This is a genomic window from Actinoallomurus sp. CA-150999 (genome assembly GCF_050942425.1).
GTDB lineage: Bacteria > Actinomycetota > Actinomycetes > Streptosporangiales > Streptosporangiaceae > Actinoallomurus.
Genome location: NZ_CP192063.1, coordinates 9,740,208 through 9,758,686 on the forward strand (window position 1 = coordinate 9,740,208; position 18,479 = coordinate 9,758,686).

The window sequence follows — 18,479 nt, forward strand, 5'->3', positions numbered from 1 at the left end:
CACCAAGTCCGGGAATCGGCCCCAAAAGGACCTCGGCGGCCGCCTGGCCGCCGATCAGCGCCGACCGTCGTTCCTTCCGCCGTACCGGTCATCCGCGCGGGCTTGCACCGACCACGTGGTCGACGGGAATTCCGTTGCTCCGGGACAGGGCAAGTTGGGTGCGGCTGACGCACCCTGTCTTGGCGAATATATGCGTCAAGTGCTTCTTCACCGTATCGACGGTGACATGAAGTCTGCGGGCGATCTCGCCGTTACTGAGACCTTCGGCTATCAGATCGGCGATCTGCAGCTCTCGCTTGGTGAGTGGTTGACCATTCGCCACAAGCTGGTAGCGAGTAAGGTGCCGTTGAAGCAACGGCGCGAGCTGGCGTCCCAGCTTACCCAGGATGGCTCGTTCCAGATTTCGCGCGATGTTTTCTTCGAAGGCCACCACCAGATAATCGGCGCCAACGACCCCTGCGTCAATGCGGGTGGCGACCGCGTCGACGATGCCATGGCGCCGGCAGAAGCGCTCGATGAGGAGACGCTCCGGCTCGCTCGCACGTTTCAGCTCACTCATCGCCACGACCCCGTGCGACCGGAGTCGAGACTGCACGCCTGCGAGACTCAGCGGATCTTGGCCATGTGCGGCGCGATCAGCGGAATCCGGAGACGGGGAGAGCCCATCGACCGACGCGTGGCGAATCGTCGCCTTCGTCCAGGCGAAGTGTTGCGCCAGTGAGATGAGCAGCGTTTTCCTGAAGTCGTGAATGTCTGCAGCCTCTATTACGTCATCCAATACCGCAAAGAGGCGGCGGTAATCGGCAGGCCGGAGCGGGTCGACATCACATACCCGGGCCGGGCCTGCCACCGACGTCGTGGACATATCCCGAGGTTCGCATGCCGCATGCCCCCCGGCATCCGGAAGAAGCCTTACATCGGACCTTAGATCCGGGCCATGCGCCCCTTAGCCGAGCCCGTAGCGGCCACGGGCACACCGAGTGATCATCCGCAGTGCGCTAGCCGCTCATACTTGTGCGACCCAGCAGCATGAGGGCGAGTTGCGTCCGGTTCGCACAGCCGGTCTTTGACATCGCACGGGTTAGATGTTTTTTAACGGTGTCGACCGTGATGTGCAGTCGCCTGGCGATCTGCACGTTACTCAGCCCGCCGGCCACCAGCCTCGCCACTTGCTCTTCACGGCCCGAAAGACCCGCCGGCACCCGGGAGGGGTCGCGCAATCGGGAGAAGTGCTTGTCGAGCCAAGGTCCGAGGTAACGATTCAGATGCCCCATCAAGGCCCGATCGTGTTCACGCAGCGCGCTTTCGTCGTCAAAGTAGACGCATACCAGCGCCGCCCCGCCCGCCTTGCCGGCGATACGGCCGTTCAGGATATCCGCGATCCGATGCCGATGTAGATATTGTTCAACGAAAGACCATTCATGGATCGTCGAGCCGGCCTGCAGATCTCGGAGGGAGATATGGCCCTCCCGATCGAGCAGGCGGCCGGCCGTGGGCGTCTTGAAGGGGTTCTGCATATACCAGCGATCGAGATACTCCTCCAGAAATGCCGAGGAGCGATTACTGTGGAAGTAATTAATGGCGACGTCTCGCTCGGGAAATCCACCGAGGTCTGCAGGTATATCGACGATCAGCGCGTCGGTCCAACTCAAACGTGATGCCAGCGACTCCCGGAGCTGCTCAAAAAAGTGTTCCTCTCCGGCCAAGTCGGCAAGGTCTTCGAGAACGGTGAACATATTGCGGTAATCCGCCAGCTCCAATGGAGATGCACTTCCAGAGTGACGCATCAGCCCGAGCCTCGCTTCCATATGGATGAAGGGGCCGCACCGAAGCCTCTCATGCCACAAGCTCTTCCCTCGGCGATGACGAACCCATTGCTTGAAAATGCGGCCCAATATTCCACGAAGGTGGAAGAAGCGCGCCGACCGGTCAGCGAGATCGCGCCCTTGCTGCGGCCCTCCCGGTGACACCGTGACAGACGGCGGGCCGTTCGTCCTCCGTGTCGAGCGCTCGAGCCTGTTCCGCGGCGTACGCGCGTAGGAGATCATGCATGGCGAACCGGCCGGAAACGTGCTCGGTGATCAGGTGAGCGCGGACGAGCTCGGCCAGCAGAGGCCGGGTCCGTTCCAGCGGAAGGCCGGCGAGGGCGGACACCGCCGGGTGGGCGATGTCCTGGCCGGAATGGCCGCTGAGCAGTCGGAACAACCAGGCTGCTCCGGGGGTGAGCGTGCGATAGGACCCCGAGAAGACGGCTCTGAGGTCTGCGGCCGCCTCTCCGGCCTCGAAGGCGTCCAGACGCGCAGAACCGGCGCGGATCTTCTCGGCGAGCAGTGCCAGTGGAAGGTCGGGGCGCATGCTCGCACGGGCGGCGACGATGCTCAGTGCCAGGGGTAGTCCCCCGCAGTACGCGAGCAGGTCGGCGACCGCGCCCGGTTCCGCTCGGGTCCTGTGCCGACCCAGCCGGCCGTCGAGCAACCGGCTCGCCTCATCGTGGGGAAGGACGTCCAGGGTCATCGGTCGGGCGCCATGTGCGGTGACCAGTCCGGTGAGCTGGTTTCGGCTGGTGACGAGTACGACGGACGAGGAACTGCCCGGCAGCAGCGGCGTTACCTGAGCGGTGTCACGGGCGTTGTCCAAGATGATCAGCATGCGCTTGTCCGCTACCAGCGTGCGGTACAGGGCGGCCTGGGCGTCCAGGCCCGCCGGAACGGTCGTGGTCCCCGCGCCGACGGCCTCGAGGAAGGTGCGCACCGCCGCCACCGGCGCCATGGGCGGATCAGACGGGTCGAACCCGCGCATGTCAACGTACAACTGGCCATCGGGGAATCGGTTCAGGTTCTGGTACGCCCAGTGCAAGGCCAGCCAGGTCTTGCCGACGCCCGCACCGCCGCCGATCGCCGAGATGAGGGCCGTCTGGTCCGGTCCGCTCGGGCTGCCCAGGGTGCGATCGAGGGCGGCGAGTTCGTCGGTTCGGCCGATGAACTGCGACGGTGGTGCGGGCAACTGGCGCGGGATGCGCGCAGCCCCGCGTACGGGAGACGACGGTGGGGCGAGGGCGGGGTCGTCGACCAGCATCTGCTGATGTAGTTGCCGGAGCGCGGCACTGGGGTCGACGCCGAGTTCATCGACGAGACGCAGCCGGATCCGCTCGTACTGTTCAAGCGCCTCGGCCTGTCGCTCGCTGCGATAAAGGGCGAGGAGAAGCAGGCCGGCCAAGCGCTCATTCAGTGGATGCCCGGCGGCCAACGTGAGCAGTTCGGGAACCAGCGCGGCGTGCCGTCCCAGCCGTAGCCCGATCTCGTAGTAGTCCAGGTGCGCCGCCAGGCGCTCGGCCTGGAGCGCATGCCGCATCTCCGTCAGCCACGGGGAGTCGACGTCGGCGAAGGGTTCCCCCCGCCACTGTGCCAGGGCGAGACCGTGCAACCGGCCCGCTTCGGCGACGTCGTCGCTGGCCCGGGCCTGCGCCGAAAAGGCGCGGAATCGGTTCAGGTCGACTGCCTTCTCATCAACCTTAAGGACATATCCGGCGGACGTTCGCTTGATATCGCAGCCGACGGCGGTCGACAGGGCGATGCGCAACCGAGAAAGGTAGCTGCGCAACGTTCCCGTGGCTCGCTCCGGTGGGTCATCGCCCCAGACACGCTGGGCGAGTCGAGTAAGGGAAACGGGATGATTGACGTCGACCAGTAGCGCGGCGAGCACACTTCGCTGCCGAGAATGACCTACGTCAATCGGCTGAGCACCCGCCTGGACGTACGTCTCCCCCAATACCCCGAGTTCGATCGGCATTCCGCTCCCTGTCGGTAACGTCTCGCCGCTGACCTGCTGACGAGGCCGGCCGACGAGGAACCATTCAGTCGGTTGAAACTTTGAGAGCGCCCCCGATGGCATTACCGACTGACAGGCAACCATTTAGGCACTATCGCCGCCATCCCACGAAGGTAGAACTCCCACTCCTGGAACGCTTTGTGTCGACTGCGAAGCATTCAGTGACCATACGGGCGTTGGCGGAATGGTTGTTCTTGCGCAACGCGGGGCGGCGATCAGTGCCGCGAAAGGCACCGACCAGCCGATTCAACGTTTCCACATCACCATCGCAACGCCGGGTTGTCAGGCTCCTCCTCGCAACCAACCGCTGGAGCGATGCCCGCATGAAGCCGGTTTTGACTAGTAACGCCATTCGAAGTGGTGAGACGGCCGTCGAGCCACTCGCGCCGTCGGCCCTTCAGCCGCGTACGGAGCGACCCGGGTCCAGCACAGCGGCCCCGGACGCGGATCGGAGGCAGGATCGCCCCGCCGACACCGATCGGCTGCCAGAGGTGAACGAGTTGCTCGGCCGGCTCGGCCTCGGACGGTTGACGCCCGAGAACGCTCGCGCCTTCCCGGGCCGCAACGACAACTGGAGCGGGCGCACCACATCGGGTGACCACGTCTTCGTCAAGCGGATCGACGGGCAGGCGGAAAGCGCCGTGCGCCGGCTCCACCGCGTCATCGCCTTCGAGCGGGGAAATCCCGGACTCGCGGCACCACGATGTCTCGGCTGGGACGAAACCGCGCGTCTGGTGGTGTTCGAGTTCGTCGACGACGCCCGATCCGGCAACGATCTGGCGACCGACGAGGCGTTCGACGACGCGCTGGCGCATCGCGCCGGGAGGATGATCGGCCGCCTGCACGGCGCCTGGTCCGGTGCGGAAGATCTCGATGACTCTCCAGCCGACCTCCCGCCGATCCCGTGGTTGCACGCCCTCCCGGGTGCGGTCTTCACCGCGTCCAGCGCCGCCGCCCTTGAGGTGTGGCGCCTCCTGCAAGGCGACGACGAACTGATCGCGGCCCTCACGCGGATGCGCGAGAGGGAGGCGGTCGCCCCGAGAACCGCAGCCCATTGCGACCTGCGACTCGACCAGTTCCTGCTGGCCGACGCGGAGCTGTACCTCACGGACTGGGAAGAGCTCCGCCTCGCCGATCCCGCACGAGACGTCGGAGCCTTCGCCGGCGAGTGGCTGTACCGCGCCATCACCGCCATCCCGGAGAGCGCCCGTTCGGACGGTGCGTCGGACTCGCCACTGACTCACCAGCAGATCCTCAGCGCGGGTGCCCGGGAGATCGAGAGTCGGCGGCCGCTGGTCGCCGCCTTCTGGTCGGGTTATCGGGCCGAACGCGGCGCCATCGACGCCGACCTGGCCGAACGCGCGGCCATGTTCGCCGGCTGGCACCTGCTGGACCGGGTCCTCTCCCTGGCAGAGCACAGTCCCCGGATCCGGGCCGTGGACAGGGCCGCTTTCGGCATCGGCCGGCGGGTGCTGCTCAACGCGCCTGCCGCGTCGACGACCTTGGGGCTGGGTGATCAGCGATGACCGGGCTGCTGACATCTCGCGTCGAGCAGGCCCTGCGGGAGGTCGTGATCGATGCCGATCGCCACCGCGGCGTCGTTTGCGGCCACGAGGTCCACGCCGCCGACGCGGCCGAGTTCCTGGAAGTCCTGGGACAGGCCCTCTACCTCGCATGGCACGTCAGAAACCCAGCGGTGATCGAGAATCGCCCGACGACGCGCCGCGATCACCGGCTGGAGGAGCGGCTCGTCGCCGGGATGCCGCATCGGGTGACCAGGACCCCGGTGATCCTGCGAGAGCTCCCGGCAGACGGCGATCTGCTCGTCGTCGAGCGGGACGGCGTACGGGTGCTGAGCAAACGCGAGGCCGTACGGCCAGGGCGTCCTCTTCAGGTCGGCCGGCCGATCGAGTTGCGGGTACCCGCCGCGCGTCCCTCCCTGTCACCGGGGTTCTTCCTCGCCGACGGATCGAACGGGCCCCCGCACGGCGCTTCCATCCTCCGGATCTACATCCAGGTGAGCGGCCCGGCGATGGTTCCCGGGCTGTGGGCGTCAGCCCTGGAACTGCTGGAACGCGCGGACATCCGCTATCGCGTGAAGATCGTCTCGACTTCTCCGATATTCGCCCGCAGCGACGGCCTGGTCGTCTATCTCGACGCGGACACCGCTCCACCGGTCGTCACGGATCTCCTCCGGCTGGCGAGTCGTACGACAGGCACCGGCACTGCCACCTCGATCTTCGCCGAACCGCTCGGCGATGGCGTGGCCATGGCCTGGGAGCCATCGGACGCACGCCGGGGTTTCACAGCACTGAGCCTCGGCGAGCATCGCGCCCGCGTCGTGGCCGCCGGCCTGCTCGCACACGCGACCTCGCCCGATGCGACCGACCGGGCCGCCGCAGTGGCGGCGGCCATGCGTGAGGCGAACATCGACCCGCTCACTCCCGCGCGCAACCTCGACTCGCCTCCCTTCCCGCAGGTGACCTCGCGCGCCGACACGTCGGTCGGCGACACCGCACCGGTCGCCTCGTAGGGAGGCCGGCGCCCGGACCGCCGGGACGCCCTGAAGAGCTTCCGGCCGAACCGGCCGGAATGAAGGAACCAGCACCACGAAAGGAGGTGTCTCATGAACCCGACCGACCTGGTTGCAGGTTACGACCTGCACACCGACGCCGGCGAGCTCGGAGCGGCTGCCGCCACCGAGGCTCCGGCCACGTTCACCGCGATCACCATCATCTGCGTTTCGATCACGTACACGATCGGCCTCAGCTGCTGACGGTGAAGGACACCCCGGGGTTTGGGACCGGGCGGCATCGGGAGATGGGTTGCGACCCACCCGACCGCCCGGCCCCGCTCCCTCGCTCCGGCGGGCGGGCGAAGTGCTGCTCCCTCCGCCCGCCGGACACCTGCCTGCCATCGCCTGCACGGAGGATCTCATGACCGCAACGGACCTGGTCGCAGGCTACGACCTGCACACCGACGCCGGCGAACTCGGAACGGCGGCCGCCGCCGAAATCGCCCCCGACTCATTCACCCCCTCCACCTTGTACGTCTTCTGCACCGACTGCTGCGTGTGGTCCTCCGACGCATAGGAACGCGCAGTTTCCGGATCCACGAGAAGTAGGAGGCTTTCATGACCGCAACGGACCTGGTCGCGGGTTACGACCTGCACACCGACGCCAACGAACTCGGAGCGGCGACCGCTGAAATCGCCGCCGACACATTCACCCTCGTCACCTACCCCTGCTGCCCCTTTCCTTCCTTCACGGCCGCGGGAATCCTCGACGGTCACTGATCCGAGCCGCGGATCCGGCCAACGCATGGGAACGCGGCCGCCGGATTCATGAGGACCGCTCACGGCGCCCGCCGGAGCATCAGCCGGCCATCGCCCGCATGGAGGAGCTCATGACCGCAACGGACCTGGTCGCAGGCTACGACCTGCACACCGACGCCGGCGAACTCGGAGCGGCAGCCGCCGCCGAAGTCGTCGCCGATTCATTCACCCCCTCTACCTGGTACGTCTTCTGTACCGACTGCTGCGTGCTCCCCTCCAACGCATAGGGACGCCCAGCCACCGGATTCACCCGAAGTAGCGGTGACCTCGTCTCCGCCCGGCCGGGTCCGCGTGCCGGACGCGCGGCCCGGCCCATCGGAACTCCGGCGGGCCGCCTTGAAAGGGATGTCTGCTGTGAAATACGGAATCCTTGTGCCATTCATGGCGCATCATCCGGAGCAGGTGGCGCCGTTCGCCGCGTTGACGCGAGATGTCGGGGCCGCTCGTCTCTGGATGGGGGAATCCCTGCTCCTGGAAAGCCACCAGACCTTCGCGTATCTGACGGGGCGGGGGCTGCGTCCGCCCGTCGGAACGAGCGTGTCGCTGATGCCACTGCGGCATCCGTACAAGGCGGCGATCGAGGCTCGTTCGATCGCGGCTCTGACCGGGCAACCCACGGTCGCCGGCTTCGGGCCGGGAGCGGCTCGGTTGGTGGGAGCGCTGCGCGGCGCTCCGTACGAGAGCCCGCTCACCGCGACGCGGGAGTACATGACGGCGCTACGCGCCTTGATCGATGGGCGATCATCCCAACTGCCCGGTACGTACTTCCAACTCCATACCGGACTGCCGCCCCTCGAGCATCCGCCGGTCGAACTCGGACTCGGAGTCCTGCGCCCGGCGATGGCGCACCTGGCGGGCCAGGTCGCCGACGTCGCGATCACGTGGCTGACACCGCCGGAGTACCTGCGCAACGAACTCATCCCGGCCCTTCGGAAAGGCGCCGAGGAGGCCGGACGGCGGGCACCACGAGTCATCGCCGTCATCCAGGTGGCGTCGGCCGCCGCCTCACGCGACCCACGCCGGCTCGCCGAACTCGCGACCCGCGCGCATGTCGCCGGGCCGCACTACGCGGACATGCTCCGCCGCGCCGGGGTCGACCTCGACGGCAAGAGCCCGCTCGGCGTGGGTGCCGCACTCATCCACCACGACCTCTTCATCACCGGCTCACCGGACACGATCGCCGGTGCTCTCGAGCGCTATACGGACCTCGGCGTCGATGAGGTCATCCTCAATACCGCAGGTGTCGCGCTCGACGAAGGACTCCAGGTGGCTTGGGACGAGTGCGCGGCGATCCTGACGGCGGCACGGTCATGACGCCGAAGACGCATGACCACCCGGTGATCGCCACCTACGGAACCGACCTCATGCGGACGTCCGTACTCGATGTGGGGAATGGGGGGTTCGCGTGGCTTCGGAGCCCGGGACCGGCCATGACCATGCCGCTCGCGATGCCCCCGGCACCTATCGGCGCCTTGATCTCGCGGCTGCCTCGGGACGCGGTGTGGCTCGCCCTGCCCGAGCGCGTCGACCGCGGGGTTCGGTATGAGGTGCCGGGTCCTGTCTCGCTGGCGGGCGTCCTCCTCAGCGGTGACGATCCGGCGCGCACGGAGGCCGCGCTTCTGCTGGCGAACGTCGGGCGGACGCTCCGGCGCGTACACGAGTTGTCCGTGCCGGCCGACGTTCCCGCGCGCCTGCCGAGCGGGGCCGCCCGTCTCACCGAGCGGCTCTCCGCGAGAAGTGACGTGGGCCGTACGGGGCGGTTGCGGACGCTGGTCGACGAGGTGCTCGGCGCGGATCGCCTGCGCCTGGTGTCCACCTGGTGCGAAGGGCTCATGCGGACGGAGAGCACGCAGGTGCTGCTGCACGGCGGTCCGGGACTCGGGACATTGATCCCCGACAGCGCGAATCCGGGCCATGGGGCACTTCTCATCGGTGCGGATCCGACGCCGGGTCCATGGACACTCGACCTCGGCTGGTTGCTCGGCGAGATCCTGGAGTTGGGCGGCGCGCTCAGCGCGACCCGGCCCGGCACTCCGCCCCCGGGCGACCTTGCCCGAGCGCTCTTCGACGGCTACGGGCGGTCGCCGGTATCGCCTGTCGGGCGAACCGCCGCCGTTCGGATCCTCACCCATGCGTACGACTTCGCGGCCTTCGCGGGATGGCACGAGGAGTCCGTGCGCCGATCGTTGACGCTCGTCGCGGATCTCGCCGACTCCGACGGTGCCGCCGCCCTCAACTGGTAAGGCTGATGACAACGGACTCGAACGCTTCCGCCGGGGAGCTCACGACAAGGCGGATCACGCTGGCCAATGGCCTGCGTGTGCTGCTGCGGCCCGACCGCCGCCGCGCGACGCTCGGCGTCAGCGTGCACTACGGCGTCGGCTTTCGGACCGAGCCGCCGGGACGAACCGGCTTCGCGCACCTCTTCGAACACCTGATGTTCCAGCGCGGCGAGGATCCCGAGATCGCGTCGCACTTCGGCGAGATCGAGCGGGCCGGGGGCACGGCCGACGGATCGACGCATCAGGACTACACGGACTACCACCAGCACGTGCCGCCCGAGGCCCTGGATCTCGTCCTGCGGCTGGAGGCGGACCGGATGCGCGGGCCGCGCATCACCGAGACCATCCTCCGCGGTCAGCTGAACGTGGTGAAGGAGGAGATTCGCGTCAAGGTTCTCAACCGGCCCTACGGCGGATTCCCCTGGCCGTTGCTTCCCGCCGTTCTGTACCGGACTTTCCCGAACGCCCATGATGGCTACGGCTGTTTCGAGGACCTTGAGAAGGTCACGCCGCAGGAGGCCTCGGACTTCTTCGACGCCTACTACACCCCGGGTAACGCGGTGCTGACCCTCGCGGGGCGATTCGACCCCGACCGTGCCGCCGATCTCGTGCACCACCACTTCGGGGATATCCCGTCGCGGGCAGCGGCTCCGGCGAGCCCGCTCGACGAGCCGCCGCCGGAGGCCGCGATCCGTGCCCACCACGAGGCGCGGATTCCGGCGGCGCCGGCCGTGGCGATCGGTTACCGCACACCGGATCCAGGCCGCCACATCGAGCGCTACCTCGCCTACGTCGTCCTCCAGGACCTGCTCACCAGGGGCCCGACGGCTCGGCTGCGGCGACGATTCGACGACGACGGCGTGAAGGTCCACGCACTCGATTCCGGCTGCGGCTTCTTCGGGCCACTCGACGCACGTCATCCCGACACCCTCCTCCTCACGGCCGTCCACGAGCCGGGCATCGAGGCGGACCGGATCATCGACGCGCTCGACGCGGAGCTGCTCGACCTCGCGGACCGGGGGCCGACGGACGCGGAGCTCACCCGCGCGATCGCCGTACGGGCGGCCGGCGTTCATCGCGCCCACAATCCCGTGTCGGCGCAGGCCCGGGCCGTAGGCAGGCTCGAGATCCTCTTCGGTGACGGAGCGCTGCTCGATCGCCTGCCGAGGAGGTTCGGCGAGGTGAGCGCCGAGCAGGTCGCCGCCGCGGCCGAGTCGCTACGGCGCGAGCCGCGAGCGGTGCTCACACACGGGCGGACACGTCAGGGAACGCCGTCCGACCGGCCGAGCGAGCGCGAACACGACGCGCCACTCTGGCGCGAGCCGGTCGACACCAGGCTGTCCAGCGGCCTGCGCGTCGTGGCGATACCGGACCACTCGGCCCCACTGGTCGAGCTCCGGCTTCATCTCCCGAACCACATCGCCGAACCCGCCGACGCGGCGCGCGCCGAGCTCCTCTGCCGTACGGTCCTCGGCCGCGCCGGTGCCGCTGAGATGGCGCTCGGCGACAGCGGAGGTGCGCTACGGGCCCGCCGAGAGCGGGAGTGGATCGTCTTCTCCGGCCATGCCCGCTCGGATCGCCTCACCACACTGCTCCGGGTGCTGACGGAGGCGGTCGCGACCCCTACCGGCGATCGATACGAGCAGGTCGCCGCCGAGCGTGGCAGGGTGGCCACGCTGGCCGAGGTCGGGCAGAGCATGCCCGGACGCGCCGGCCAGGCTCTCCTCAACGAGCGGTTCTTCGGCCCGGAGGCGCTGCTGCTCGCACCGCCAAGACCCGCCGACCTCCGCACGGTCACGGCCGATGACGTGCTGCGGTATCACCGATCCGTCATCCGGCCGCAGCCGGCGACCCTGGTGCTGGTCGGTGACCTTCCGCCCGACCGCATGCTCGCCGCGGCCGAGGCCGCCTTCGCGGGCTGGGTGCCGTCACCCCGGCCGACCACCGTGTCCTCGGACGACCGGCTCCCCGTGGAGCCCGGCATCGAGATCGCCGGTCGCGCGGGGGCGGAGCAGAGCCATATCGCCCTCTTCGCCGCGGGCGTCAGCCTCACGCATCGCGACGGGCCGGCCGGTCAACTCGCCAACCTGCTGGTCGGTGGCCGTCCCTCGGCCCCCTTGGCCACCGCCGTCAGGGAGAGCCTGGGACTCGCCTATCACGTGTCGACCACCGTCGACGTGGTCCTCGGGCGGCCCATCGTTCAGCTCCAGGCCGCCACCGCCACCGCGACGACCGCCAAGACGCTCCACGCCATCCGGGAACTACTGGAGCGGGCCGTCACCGAACCCCCGACAGCGGACGCGATCGCCGAAGCGCGCCGGTACGCGGTCGGTGAGCTGTTCCGGGCCTGCGACTCTCAGGCGTCCCTCGCGACCTGGCTTGCGCACATGCTCCGGTGCGGCCACGACACCGCCCGCCTTGAACGTCTTCCGGCGTCGCTGGCCGACGTGCCGGCCGACGATGTCATCCGCGTGATCGGTGACCTCTTCCGACCGGAGCGGTTCACCGGGGTCGTCGAGTGCGACGCCGAGGCGCTCGACGGGCAACGGGCCGAACTCCAGTCGTCCTGGCGCCGGGAATCGGGGGGCGGCGAGTGAGCGTCACGCCCGAACGGCCGGTGGGGGATCCGGGACTGCTGAGCGGCGCGCACGCGGAGCGCGCGGCCGAACTCGTTCGGATCATCGCGGAGCGCCTCGCCGACCCGGTGACCGTCGCCACGGTATCCGTCGCGGACCGCACGCCCGCGCACGGCGGCTGGGCGGCGACGGGGCTCGGCCGCGGGCACTCCGGCGTCGCGTCGTTCTACGGAACCCTCGCCTGGAGCGACTCACGGTGGGCCGCCACGGCACACGCGCACCTCCGGGCAGCGGTGAGCGCGATCCCATCGGAGCCTTCCGCCGGGCTGGCTCTCGGACCGGCCGCGGTGCTGTCGGCCGTGCAAACCTGTAGTGCGCGGGAGGGCGACTACTCCGCGTTGCGCCGGAATCTGCTCGGCGCGGTCGCGGGCAGGCTGCGGGAACGGCTGAACGCCCCCCAGGCCGGCATCCCCGGCACGGCCGGTGTGTCCGGACGAGAACACGACCTCATCAGCGGCTGCACCGGCGTCGGCAGGCTGCTGCTGGACGCCGTGGATGACGAAACCGCCGCCCACCCCGACACGGTCGAGGCGTTCCAGTCGACGCTGCGGCGTCTCGTACGGCTCACCGAGCCGATCAAGGTGAACGGTCGTCCGCGACCGGGCTGGTGGACGGTGCCGTCGACGGGGGCGGCCCTCCCGGCTCAGGCCTCGAACGACATCTTCGAGGTCGGAATGGCGCACGGCATCGCCGGACCGCTGGCCTTGCTGTCCCTCAGCCTGTCTCGTGGCCACGTCGTACCCGGACAGGCCGGTGCGATCGAAGCCGTGGCCGAATGGCTGGTCGCCCAGGCCCACCGTGACGCTCACGGCCCCTACTGGCCCGCCCGGACCGGCGTCGAGCGGGAGCCGGGCCCGGACGGGTCCCGATGCCCGGCGGCGTGGTGCACCGGTGCCGCCGGAGTGGCCGCCGCCCTGCACCTGGCGGGCGTGGCCCTGAACAACGTCGGCTGGCGGAGCATCGCCGTCGACGCGCTGCGTGCCGCCATGGGGCGGAACGAGAAGGAGCAGCGGCTGGTCGGCCCGACCGTGTGCCACGGCCACGCCGGCCTGATCCAGGCACTGCACCGCGTCGGTACGGCCGCCCAGGACCCGACCCTGTTGACCGCGGCTCGGCGGATGGCCCGGCGCATGATGGACGAGGCGGATGAGGACGCCCCCTTCGTCTTCCGGCACTCGGTCCCGGACATCGAGGACGGCAAGGTCACGCGCTGGACCGGCGTGGACGCGGCCGGGATGTACGAGGGCGCGGCGGGCTGCGCCGCGGCGCTGCTGACGGTCACCCCTGACCACCTGCTCGGATCCGAACGGCGCAGCGCCGACCGGGATGCGGCGGCGGCGTGGGACCGGATCCTGTTGCTCGCCTGAGCGAGGCCCGACGGCCGGGCAAGACCCCGACTTCTACCAGTTGACCCTCCCGAAGGACACCGTCATGGACGACAACGCCGAGACCTCCGATGGCATGCCGGCCCTGGGGCCACCACCGCCGTTCACCGGGCGCCGCCTACTGCTCTTCGGCACCGGCTCTCTCGCCGCAGCGCTTCTGCCGTTCTGGATCAACTGGTTCCGGAACTTCTATCCGGAGCCGGAGCTGCGGATCGTCATCTCCCGCAGCGCCGAGCGCTTTGTGTCGCGAGGCGCGCTGGCACCGCTCATCGGCCGTGATGTTCCACTGGACACCTGGCCCGAGCATCCAGGCGCCGATGTTCCGCACGTCCAGTACGCCGAGTGGCCGGACACGATCGCCGTTTATCCGGCGACCATGCACTTCATCGCCCGATTCGCGGTGGGGTTCACCGACACCCCCATGCTGGCCGCGCTTCAGTGCACGACCGCGGCGATCGCGGTCGCGCCGACCCTGCCGCCCGGTGGCGAGTGCAACCCGGTGACGCAGCGGCATCTGAGAGACCTCGGAGAACGCCCGAACATCGAGATCGTGCCGCATGTACCAGGGCGGAGTGTGTCGTCGAGGAACGGCGGAGGAAACGCCGCACCGCCGTTGCCCGCCGTTCTGGAACGGCTGGAGAAGCTCCGTTCACGTATCGGGGAAGACGGAAAGGTCTGAGCCGTGCACGCACCCGACACCGCATCCCGGCAGTCCGATGAGGGCCGTTCACGAGCTGATTCCGGCGCGGCCGACCGCGTCTACCGGCCATCTCGGCTGTTCGACTGGCTCGACCGGATGCGCATCGACCATCCCGTCTGGCATGAACGCGAGCGCGACATCTGGCACGTCTTTCCCTACGCGGAGGCTCTCACCGTCCTCTCAGACTGGTCTACTTTCTCCGTCGAGGTGATGGACCGCATCCGGACTCCGGACGGTCTCGAATTGTTCTTCAGCGGAAACTTCTCCTGGATGGATCCGCCACGACATGGGCAGCTCCGCGGCCTGGTGACGCGTGCGTTCACGCCTCGCATGATCGAAGGACTTACGCCGCGAGTCGCGGCCGTCGTCGGCGAACTGCTCGACAAGGCCGACGGTGCGGGCACGTTCGAATTCATCGACGACCTGGCCCATCCCCTCCCGGTCATCGTCATCGCCGAAATGCTCGGTGTACCGGCCGAGGACCGGGCGCTCTTCCGCCGCTGGGCGGACATCCTGCTGGCAGGGGGCAGCACCGGAACCGAAAAGGACGATCTCCAACTGGCGGATATGGAGCCCTACCTGCTCGAACACATCGAACAGAGGAGGGCGGCGCCAGGCCCGGACCTGATCAGCGGCCTGGTCCGAGCGGAGGTCGAAGGGCGCCGGCTCTCGAACGACGAGATCGTCGGGTTCACGGGCGCACTTCTGATCGCCGGGCACATCACCACGACGATGACTCTCGGCAGCGCGCTCTTGTGCCTCGACGAGAATCCCGGCGTCGCCGCCGAACTACGCCGTGATCCCGGGCTGATCGCCGCGACGGTGGAGGAGGTACTGAGGTGCCGCCCTCCCTTCACCAGCACGGTCCGTTTCACGACCCGAGAGGCCGAACTCGCCGGGCAACGAATACCGGCCGGACGCTTCGTCAACGTATGGCTGGCGTCGGCCAACCGCGATGAGCACGTGTTCGACGCCCCCGATCGTTTCGACATCCGTCGGCCGTCGAACAGACATCTCGCCTTCGGGCACGGGATCCACTTCTGCTTGGGCGCGCCGCTGGCCCGCCTCGAGACCAGAATCGCGCTCGAGATGCTGCTGAGCCGCTATCGGGATCTCAGCGTCGTCTCTCCTTCGGAAGTCGAACACCACGACCAGTGGACGATGATCGGGGCCACGCGGATTCCGGTGGCGGTCCGACGAGCCGCCTGAACCGCGGCATACCGCCAAAGGAGCGGCCGTTAACCTCTGAGGCGAGTGGTCGGGACATCGCCATATCCGGAGGAAGCATGCGGCGAACGCCTGCACGATCGTTCGTCGGCAGACACCGGGAGTACGAGGAGCTCACCACCGCGCTCGCCGGAGCCGCCATGGGCGATTCGCGGGTCGTACTGGTCAGTGGCGAGGCCGGCGTCGGCAAGACGCGGCTGGTCGAGCGGTTCGCCGACGCGGCCCAGGACCAGGGCGTTCTGGTCCTGTCGGGTGCGTGCGTGGCGTCCGGGCGGGAGGGCCTCCCACTCGCCCCGATCCTGATGACGCTCCGGAGACTCGTCGGCAGGATCGGGCGGGACCGGTTGATCGCGTTGTGTTCCGGCCTGCCGGAGCTCGCCCGGCTGCTTCCCGAGCTGGGACCCGCCTCGGCCGGAGGCGCACCGGCCGGCCAGGCCCGGCTGTTCCACCAGCTCGCCGTGTTCGTCCAGCGCCTCGGCGCCGATCAGCCCGTTGTGATCCTGGTCGAGGATCTTCACTGGGCCGACCGGTCGACGCGCCTGCTGCTCGACGTACTCGCCCGCAACCTGCGCGACACCCGCGTTCTCATCATCGGGACGTACCGCACCGACGACCTCTACCGGGGTCATCCGCTGCGGCCGTTCCTGGCCGAGTTGAAACGTGTGGAAGGCGTCCGGCACATCGACCTCGGACGCTTCAGCCGCGCGGAGACCGCCGAGCTGATCGCCGCCGCGCTGGGCGAGCAGCCGTCGTCCGCGCTCGTCGATCGGGTCTTCGATCGCTCCGGCGGAAACGCGTTCCTCGTCGAGGAACTCGTCCGGGTGGAGCGCAGCGGAATGACCTTCAGCCTCGACGATCCGCTGCGTGATCTCCTCACCAGCCGGATCGAAGGCCTCCCCGATCTCCCGCGTCAGGTGACCAGGCTCGTCGCGGTCGCGAGGTCGCGCGTGTCGCACCAGGTCGTCGCCGCGGTGGCCGACCTGCCCGACGCGACGTTGCTCGAGGCGTTGCGCGCGGCGATCGACGCGCACGTGCTCGTCGCCGACGGCGACGGGTACGACTTCCGGCACGCGCTCGTACGGGAGGCCCTCGTCACCGGCCTCCTGCCGGGTGAGCGCATCCGGCTGCACCGCGCGTACGCCGTCGCGCTCGACGACCGACCGGACCTCCTGCCGCCGGAGCAGCTCCCGAGCAGCCTCGCATACCACTGGGCCGGTGCCGGGGCGCCGGAGCGCGAGCTGCCGGCCCTGTTGCGGGCCGCGGCCGTCGCCAAGAGGCTGAGCGCGCACGCCGAGCGGTATCAGCTGCTCCGGCGGGCGCTGGACCTGTCGGCCCAGGTTCCGGACGAGGTGGACCGGGGCGATCTCGAGTACGAGGCGTCGGACGCCGCCTGGCTCGCCGGAGAGCACGAGCAGGGTCTCGTCCTCATCGAGCAGGCGCTGGCCAACGTCGATCGCGCCCGGCAGCCGGAAAGAGCCGCCTTGCTGCTCGCCCGCCGAGGCAGGCTCCTGATCCGCCTCGGTCACGCCGATGCCATACCGGCGCTGGAGGAGGCCGAGCGGCTGGTACCCGAGGGCACCTCCGTCGCCCGCGCGACCGTGCTGGAGATCCTCGCCTCCGCGCTGACCAGTCGAGGCGACGCCGCTCGCGGATATGAGATCAGCGAGGAGGCCGCGCGGATCGCTCGTACGGTGGGCGACGACGAACTCCAGGTCGCCGCGCTGACGACGCAGGCCACCGCCCTGGCCCACGACGGTCGGCACGAACGCGCGGTGGCCGCCTTCGACGCGGCGCGTACGCTCGCCGGAAGCCGCAACGACCTGCCCGGACTCGCCCGCGCGAGCGTCAACCTCTCCATGGAGTTGTGGGCCGTCGGCCGCTACGCGGAGACGGTCACCGTCGCACGCGAAGGGCTCGCCGCCGCGCGCGGAAGCGGGCTTTCCGCCACGCTCGGCGCCTTCCTGGCGGCGAACCTCGGCATGGCCCTCTTCTCGGTGGGGCTCTGGGATGACGCCGACGCCGCCACGGCGGAGGCGCTGGAGGCCAATCCGAGCGGGGTCTTCGCCGGATATCTGCACCTGCTGCGCGGTGACCTCGCGCTCGCCCGCGGGCATTTCGCGGCGGCCAAGCGGTGCCTGGCGTCGGCCGCCGGGGACTTCGGCCCGGACTTCGGTCTCGACGACGGTCTCCTGCCGATGGCCCGGCTCGACGCGGAGATCGCTTTTCGGGAGAACCGGATCGGCCACGCCCGCCGTACGGTGGCCCGGGCACTCGGCACGGCGCGGGTACGCGGCCAGCTCTCGGTGTACGCGTGGGCGCTGGTGACCACCGGCGCGATGATCGAGACACGGTCGCGGAAGCGCGTGCACGCCTTCGACGAACCTCACGAGGCCGATGACCTCCCCGAGGTCCTCGGTTCGGTCACGGCCGAGCTCGCCACCGACGCGCCGCCGTGGCGGGCGCACGCCGAGCAGTTCGCCGCCGAGATGGACTCCTACGGCACGACGAGCCCGCTCTGGCACGACGTCGTGGCGGCGTGGGAGAAGGCGGGCAATCCGTACCTCGCGTGCTACGCGCGGCTGCGCGCAGCGGAGGCGACCCTCGCGACGCGAGACGACCGCGACGCGCGGAGACTGCTCACAATGGCCGCGAACCAGGCCCGCGACCTCGGCGCGAGCCCCCTGCAGAAGAAGATCGAGGCGGTGGCCCGCAGCATTCGCCTTTCGCCCTTCGAGGCGTCCGAGACGTCGGCGAAGGCACCGAACGGCGACCTACTCGGTCTCACATCGCGCGAAGCGCAGGTCCTCAGACTGCTGACCGAGGGCGAGTCCAACCGGGGCATCGGCGCGCAACTGTTCATCTCCGAGAAGACGGCCAGCGTGCACGTCTCCCGAATCCTCGCCAAGCTCGGCGTCACCAGCCGAGGTGAGGCCGCGGCCACGGCGCATCGCCTGCGACTGTTCGACGAGGACTGACGCGGCACCGCAACGATCGGTCACGGCGACACGGCTGTTCGGGAACCACGAACCGCCGCCGCGCGTCGGTCTCTTCGTCGAGCCGGCGGGCAAGGGATCGTGCGCTTGCCCG

At 69.2% G+C, this 18,479-nt stretch carries 16 protein-coding genes; 13 read left to right on the top strand and 3 right to left on the bottom strand.

From position 1 onward, the window contains the following. Positions 1-88 precede the first annotated feature (88 nt). From ACQP2O_RS44850 to ACQP2O_RS44860, 3 genes are all read right to left on the bottom strand, one after another. Positions 89-865: a helix-turn-helix transcriptional regulator gene (locus tag ACQP2O_RS44850; RefSeq protein WP_433175438.1), complete on the bottom strand. Its 777-nt coding sequence runs from the start codon at positions 863-865 to the stop codon at positions 89-91. Between the two features lie 133 nt (positions 866-998). Beyond that, positions 999-1,760 carry a helix-turn-helix transcriptional regulator gene (locus tag ACQP2O_RS44855; RefSeq protein ID WP_433175440.1) on the bottom strand — a complete coding sequence of 254 codons (762 nt, stop codon included), beginning with the start codon at positions 1,758-1,760 and terminating at the stop codon, positions 999-1,001. A gap of 169 nt (positions 1,761-1,929) precedes the next feature. After that, positions 1,930-3,579 carry a BTAD domain-containing putative transcriptional regulator gene (locus ACQP2O_RS44860; protein WP_433175441.1) on the bottom strand — a complete coding sequence of 550 codons (1,650 nt, stop codon included), beginning with the start codon at positions 3,577-3,579 and terminating at the stop codon, positions 1,930-1,932. Between the two features lie 425 nt (positions 3,580-4,004). Here ACQP2O_RS44860 and lxmK point away from each other — a divergent pair, with 425 nt between their 5' ends. The 13 genes from lxmK to ACQP2O_RS44925 all read left to right on the top strand — a co-directional run bounded on the left by lxmK (position 4,005) and on the right by ACQP2O_RS44925 (position 18,367). Next, positions 4,005-5,354, top strand: a complete 1,350-nt coding sequence (lxmK, locus tag ACQP2O_RS44865) for a class V lanthionine synthetase subunit LxmK (protein WP_433175442.1) — start codon at positions 4,005-4,007, stop codon at positions 5,352-5,354. Further along, positions 5,351-6,361 (top strand): T3SS effector HopA1 family protein, encoded by a 1,011-nt coding sequence (locus tag ACQP2O_RS44870; RefSeq protein ID WP_433175443.1) that lies wholly within the window; start codon positions 5,351-5,353, stop codon positions 6,359-6,361. The genes lxmK and ACQP2O_RS44870 overlap by 4 nt, the downstream gene beginning before the upstream one ends. Positions 6,362-6,454: 93 nt before the next feature. Next, entirely contained in the window at positions 6,455-6,604 is a 150-nt protein-coding gene (locus tag ACQP2O_RS44875; RefSeq protein WP_433175444.1) for an LxmA leader domain family RiPP, read from the top strand. Positions 6,605-6,764: 160 nt separating this feature from the next. Then, a complete protein-coding gene (locus tag ACQP2O_RS44880) occupies positions 6,765-6,920 on the top strand; it encodes an LxmA leader domain family RiPP (RefSeq protein ID WP_433175445.1) in 156 nt (51 codons plus the stop codon). A gap of 41 nt (positions 6,921-6,961) precedes the next feature. Beyond that, positions 6,962-7,123, top strand: a complete 162-nt coding sequence (locus ACQP2O_RS44885; RefSeq protein ID WP_433175447.1) for an LxmA leader domain family RiPP — start codon at positions 6,962-6,964, stop codon at positions 7,121-7,123. Positions 7,124-7,233: 110 nt separating this feature from the next. Further along, positions 7,234-7,389 (top strand): LxmA leader domain family RiPP, encoded by a 156-nt coding sequence (locus ACQP2O_RS44890; protein ID WP_433175449.1) that lies wholly within the window; start codon positions 7,234-7,236, stop codon positions 7,387-7,389. Positions 7,390-7,543: 154 nt separating this feature from the next. Next, on the top strand, positions 7,544-8,476 hold the full coding sequence (locus ACQP2O_RS44895; RefSeq protein WP_433175450.1) for an LLM class flavin-dependent oxidoreductase: 933 nt from the start codon (positions 7,544-7,546) through the stop codon (positions 8,474-8,476). A 116-nt stretch (positions 8,477-8,592) separates the two neighbouring features. Beyond that, positions 8,593-9,405 carry a hypothetical protein gene (locus ACQP2O_RS44900; RefSeq protein WP_433175452.1) on the top strand — a complete coding sequence of 271 codons (813 nt, stop codon included), beginning with the start codon at positions 8,593-8,595 and terminating at the stop codon, positions 9,403-9,405. 5 nt (positions 9,406-9,410) lie between these two features. Further along, positions 9,411-12,041 (top strand): M16 family metallopeptidase, encoded by a 2,631-nt coding sequence (locus tag ACQP2O_RS44905; protein ID WP_433175454.1) that lies wholly within the window; start codon positions 9,411-9,413, stop codon positions 12,039-12,041. After that, complete coding sequence (locus tag ACQP2O_RS44910) at positions 12,038-13,447, top strand: lanthionine synthetase C family protein (protein ID WP_433175456.1); 1,410 nt, start codon at positions 12,038-12,040, stop codon at positions 13,445-13,447. The genes ACQP2O_RS44905 and ACQP2O_RS44910 overlap by 4 nt, the downstream gene beginning before the upstream one ends. A 64-nt stretch (positions 13,448-13,511) precedes the next feature. After that, a complete protein-coding gene (locus tag ACQP2O_RS44915; protein ID WP_433175457.1) occupies positions 13,512-14,144 on the top strand; it encodes a flavoprotein in 633 nt (210 codons plus the stop codon). A gap of 3 nt (positions 14,145-14,147) precedes the next feature. Beyond that, entirely contained in the window at positions 14,148-15,374 is a 1,227-nt protein-coding gene (locus ACQP2O_RS44920) for a cytochrome P450 (RefSeq protein ID WP_433175460.1), read from the top strand. Positions 15,375-15,451: 77 nt separating this feature from the next. Continuing rightward, positions 15,452-18,367, top strand: coding sequence for a helix-turn-helix transcriptional regulator (locus ACQP2O_RS44925; RefSeq protein WP_433175461.1), 2,916 nt, complete (start codon positions 15,452-15,454; stop codon positions 18,365-18,367). Positions 18,368-18,479: the final 112 nt, after the last annotated feature.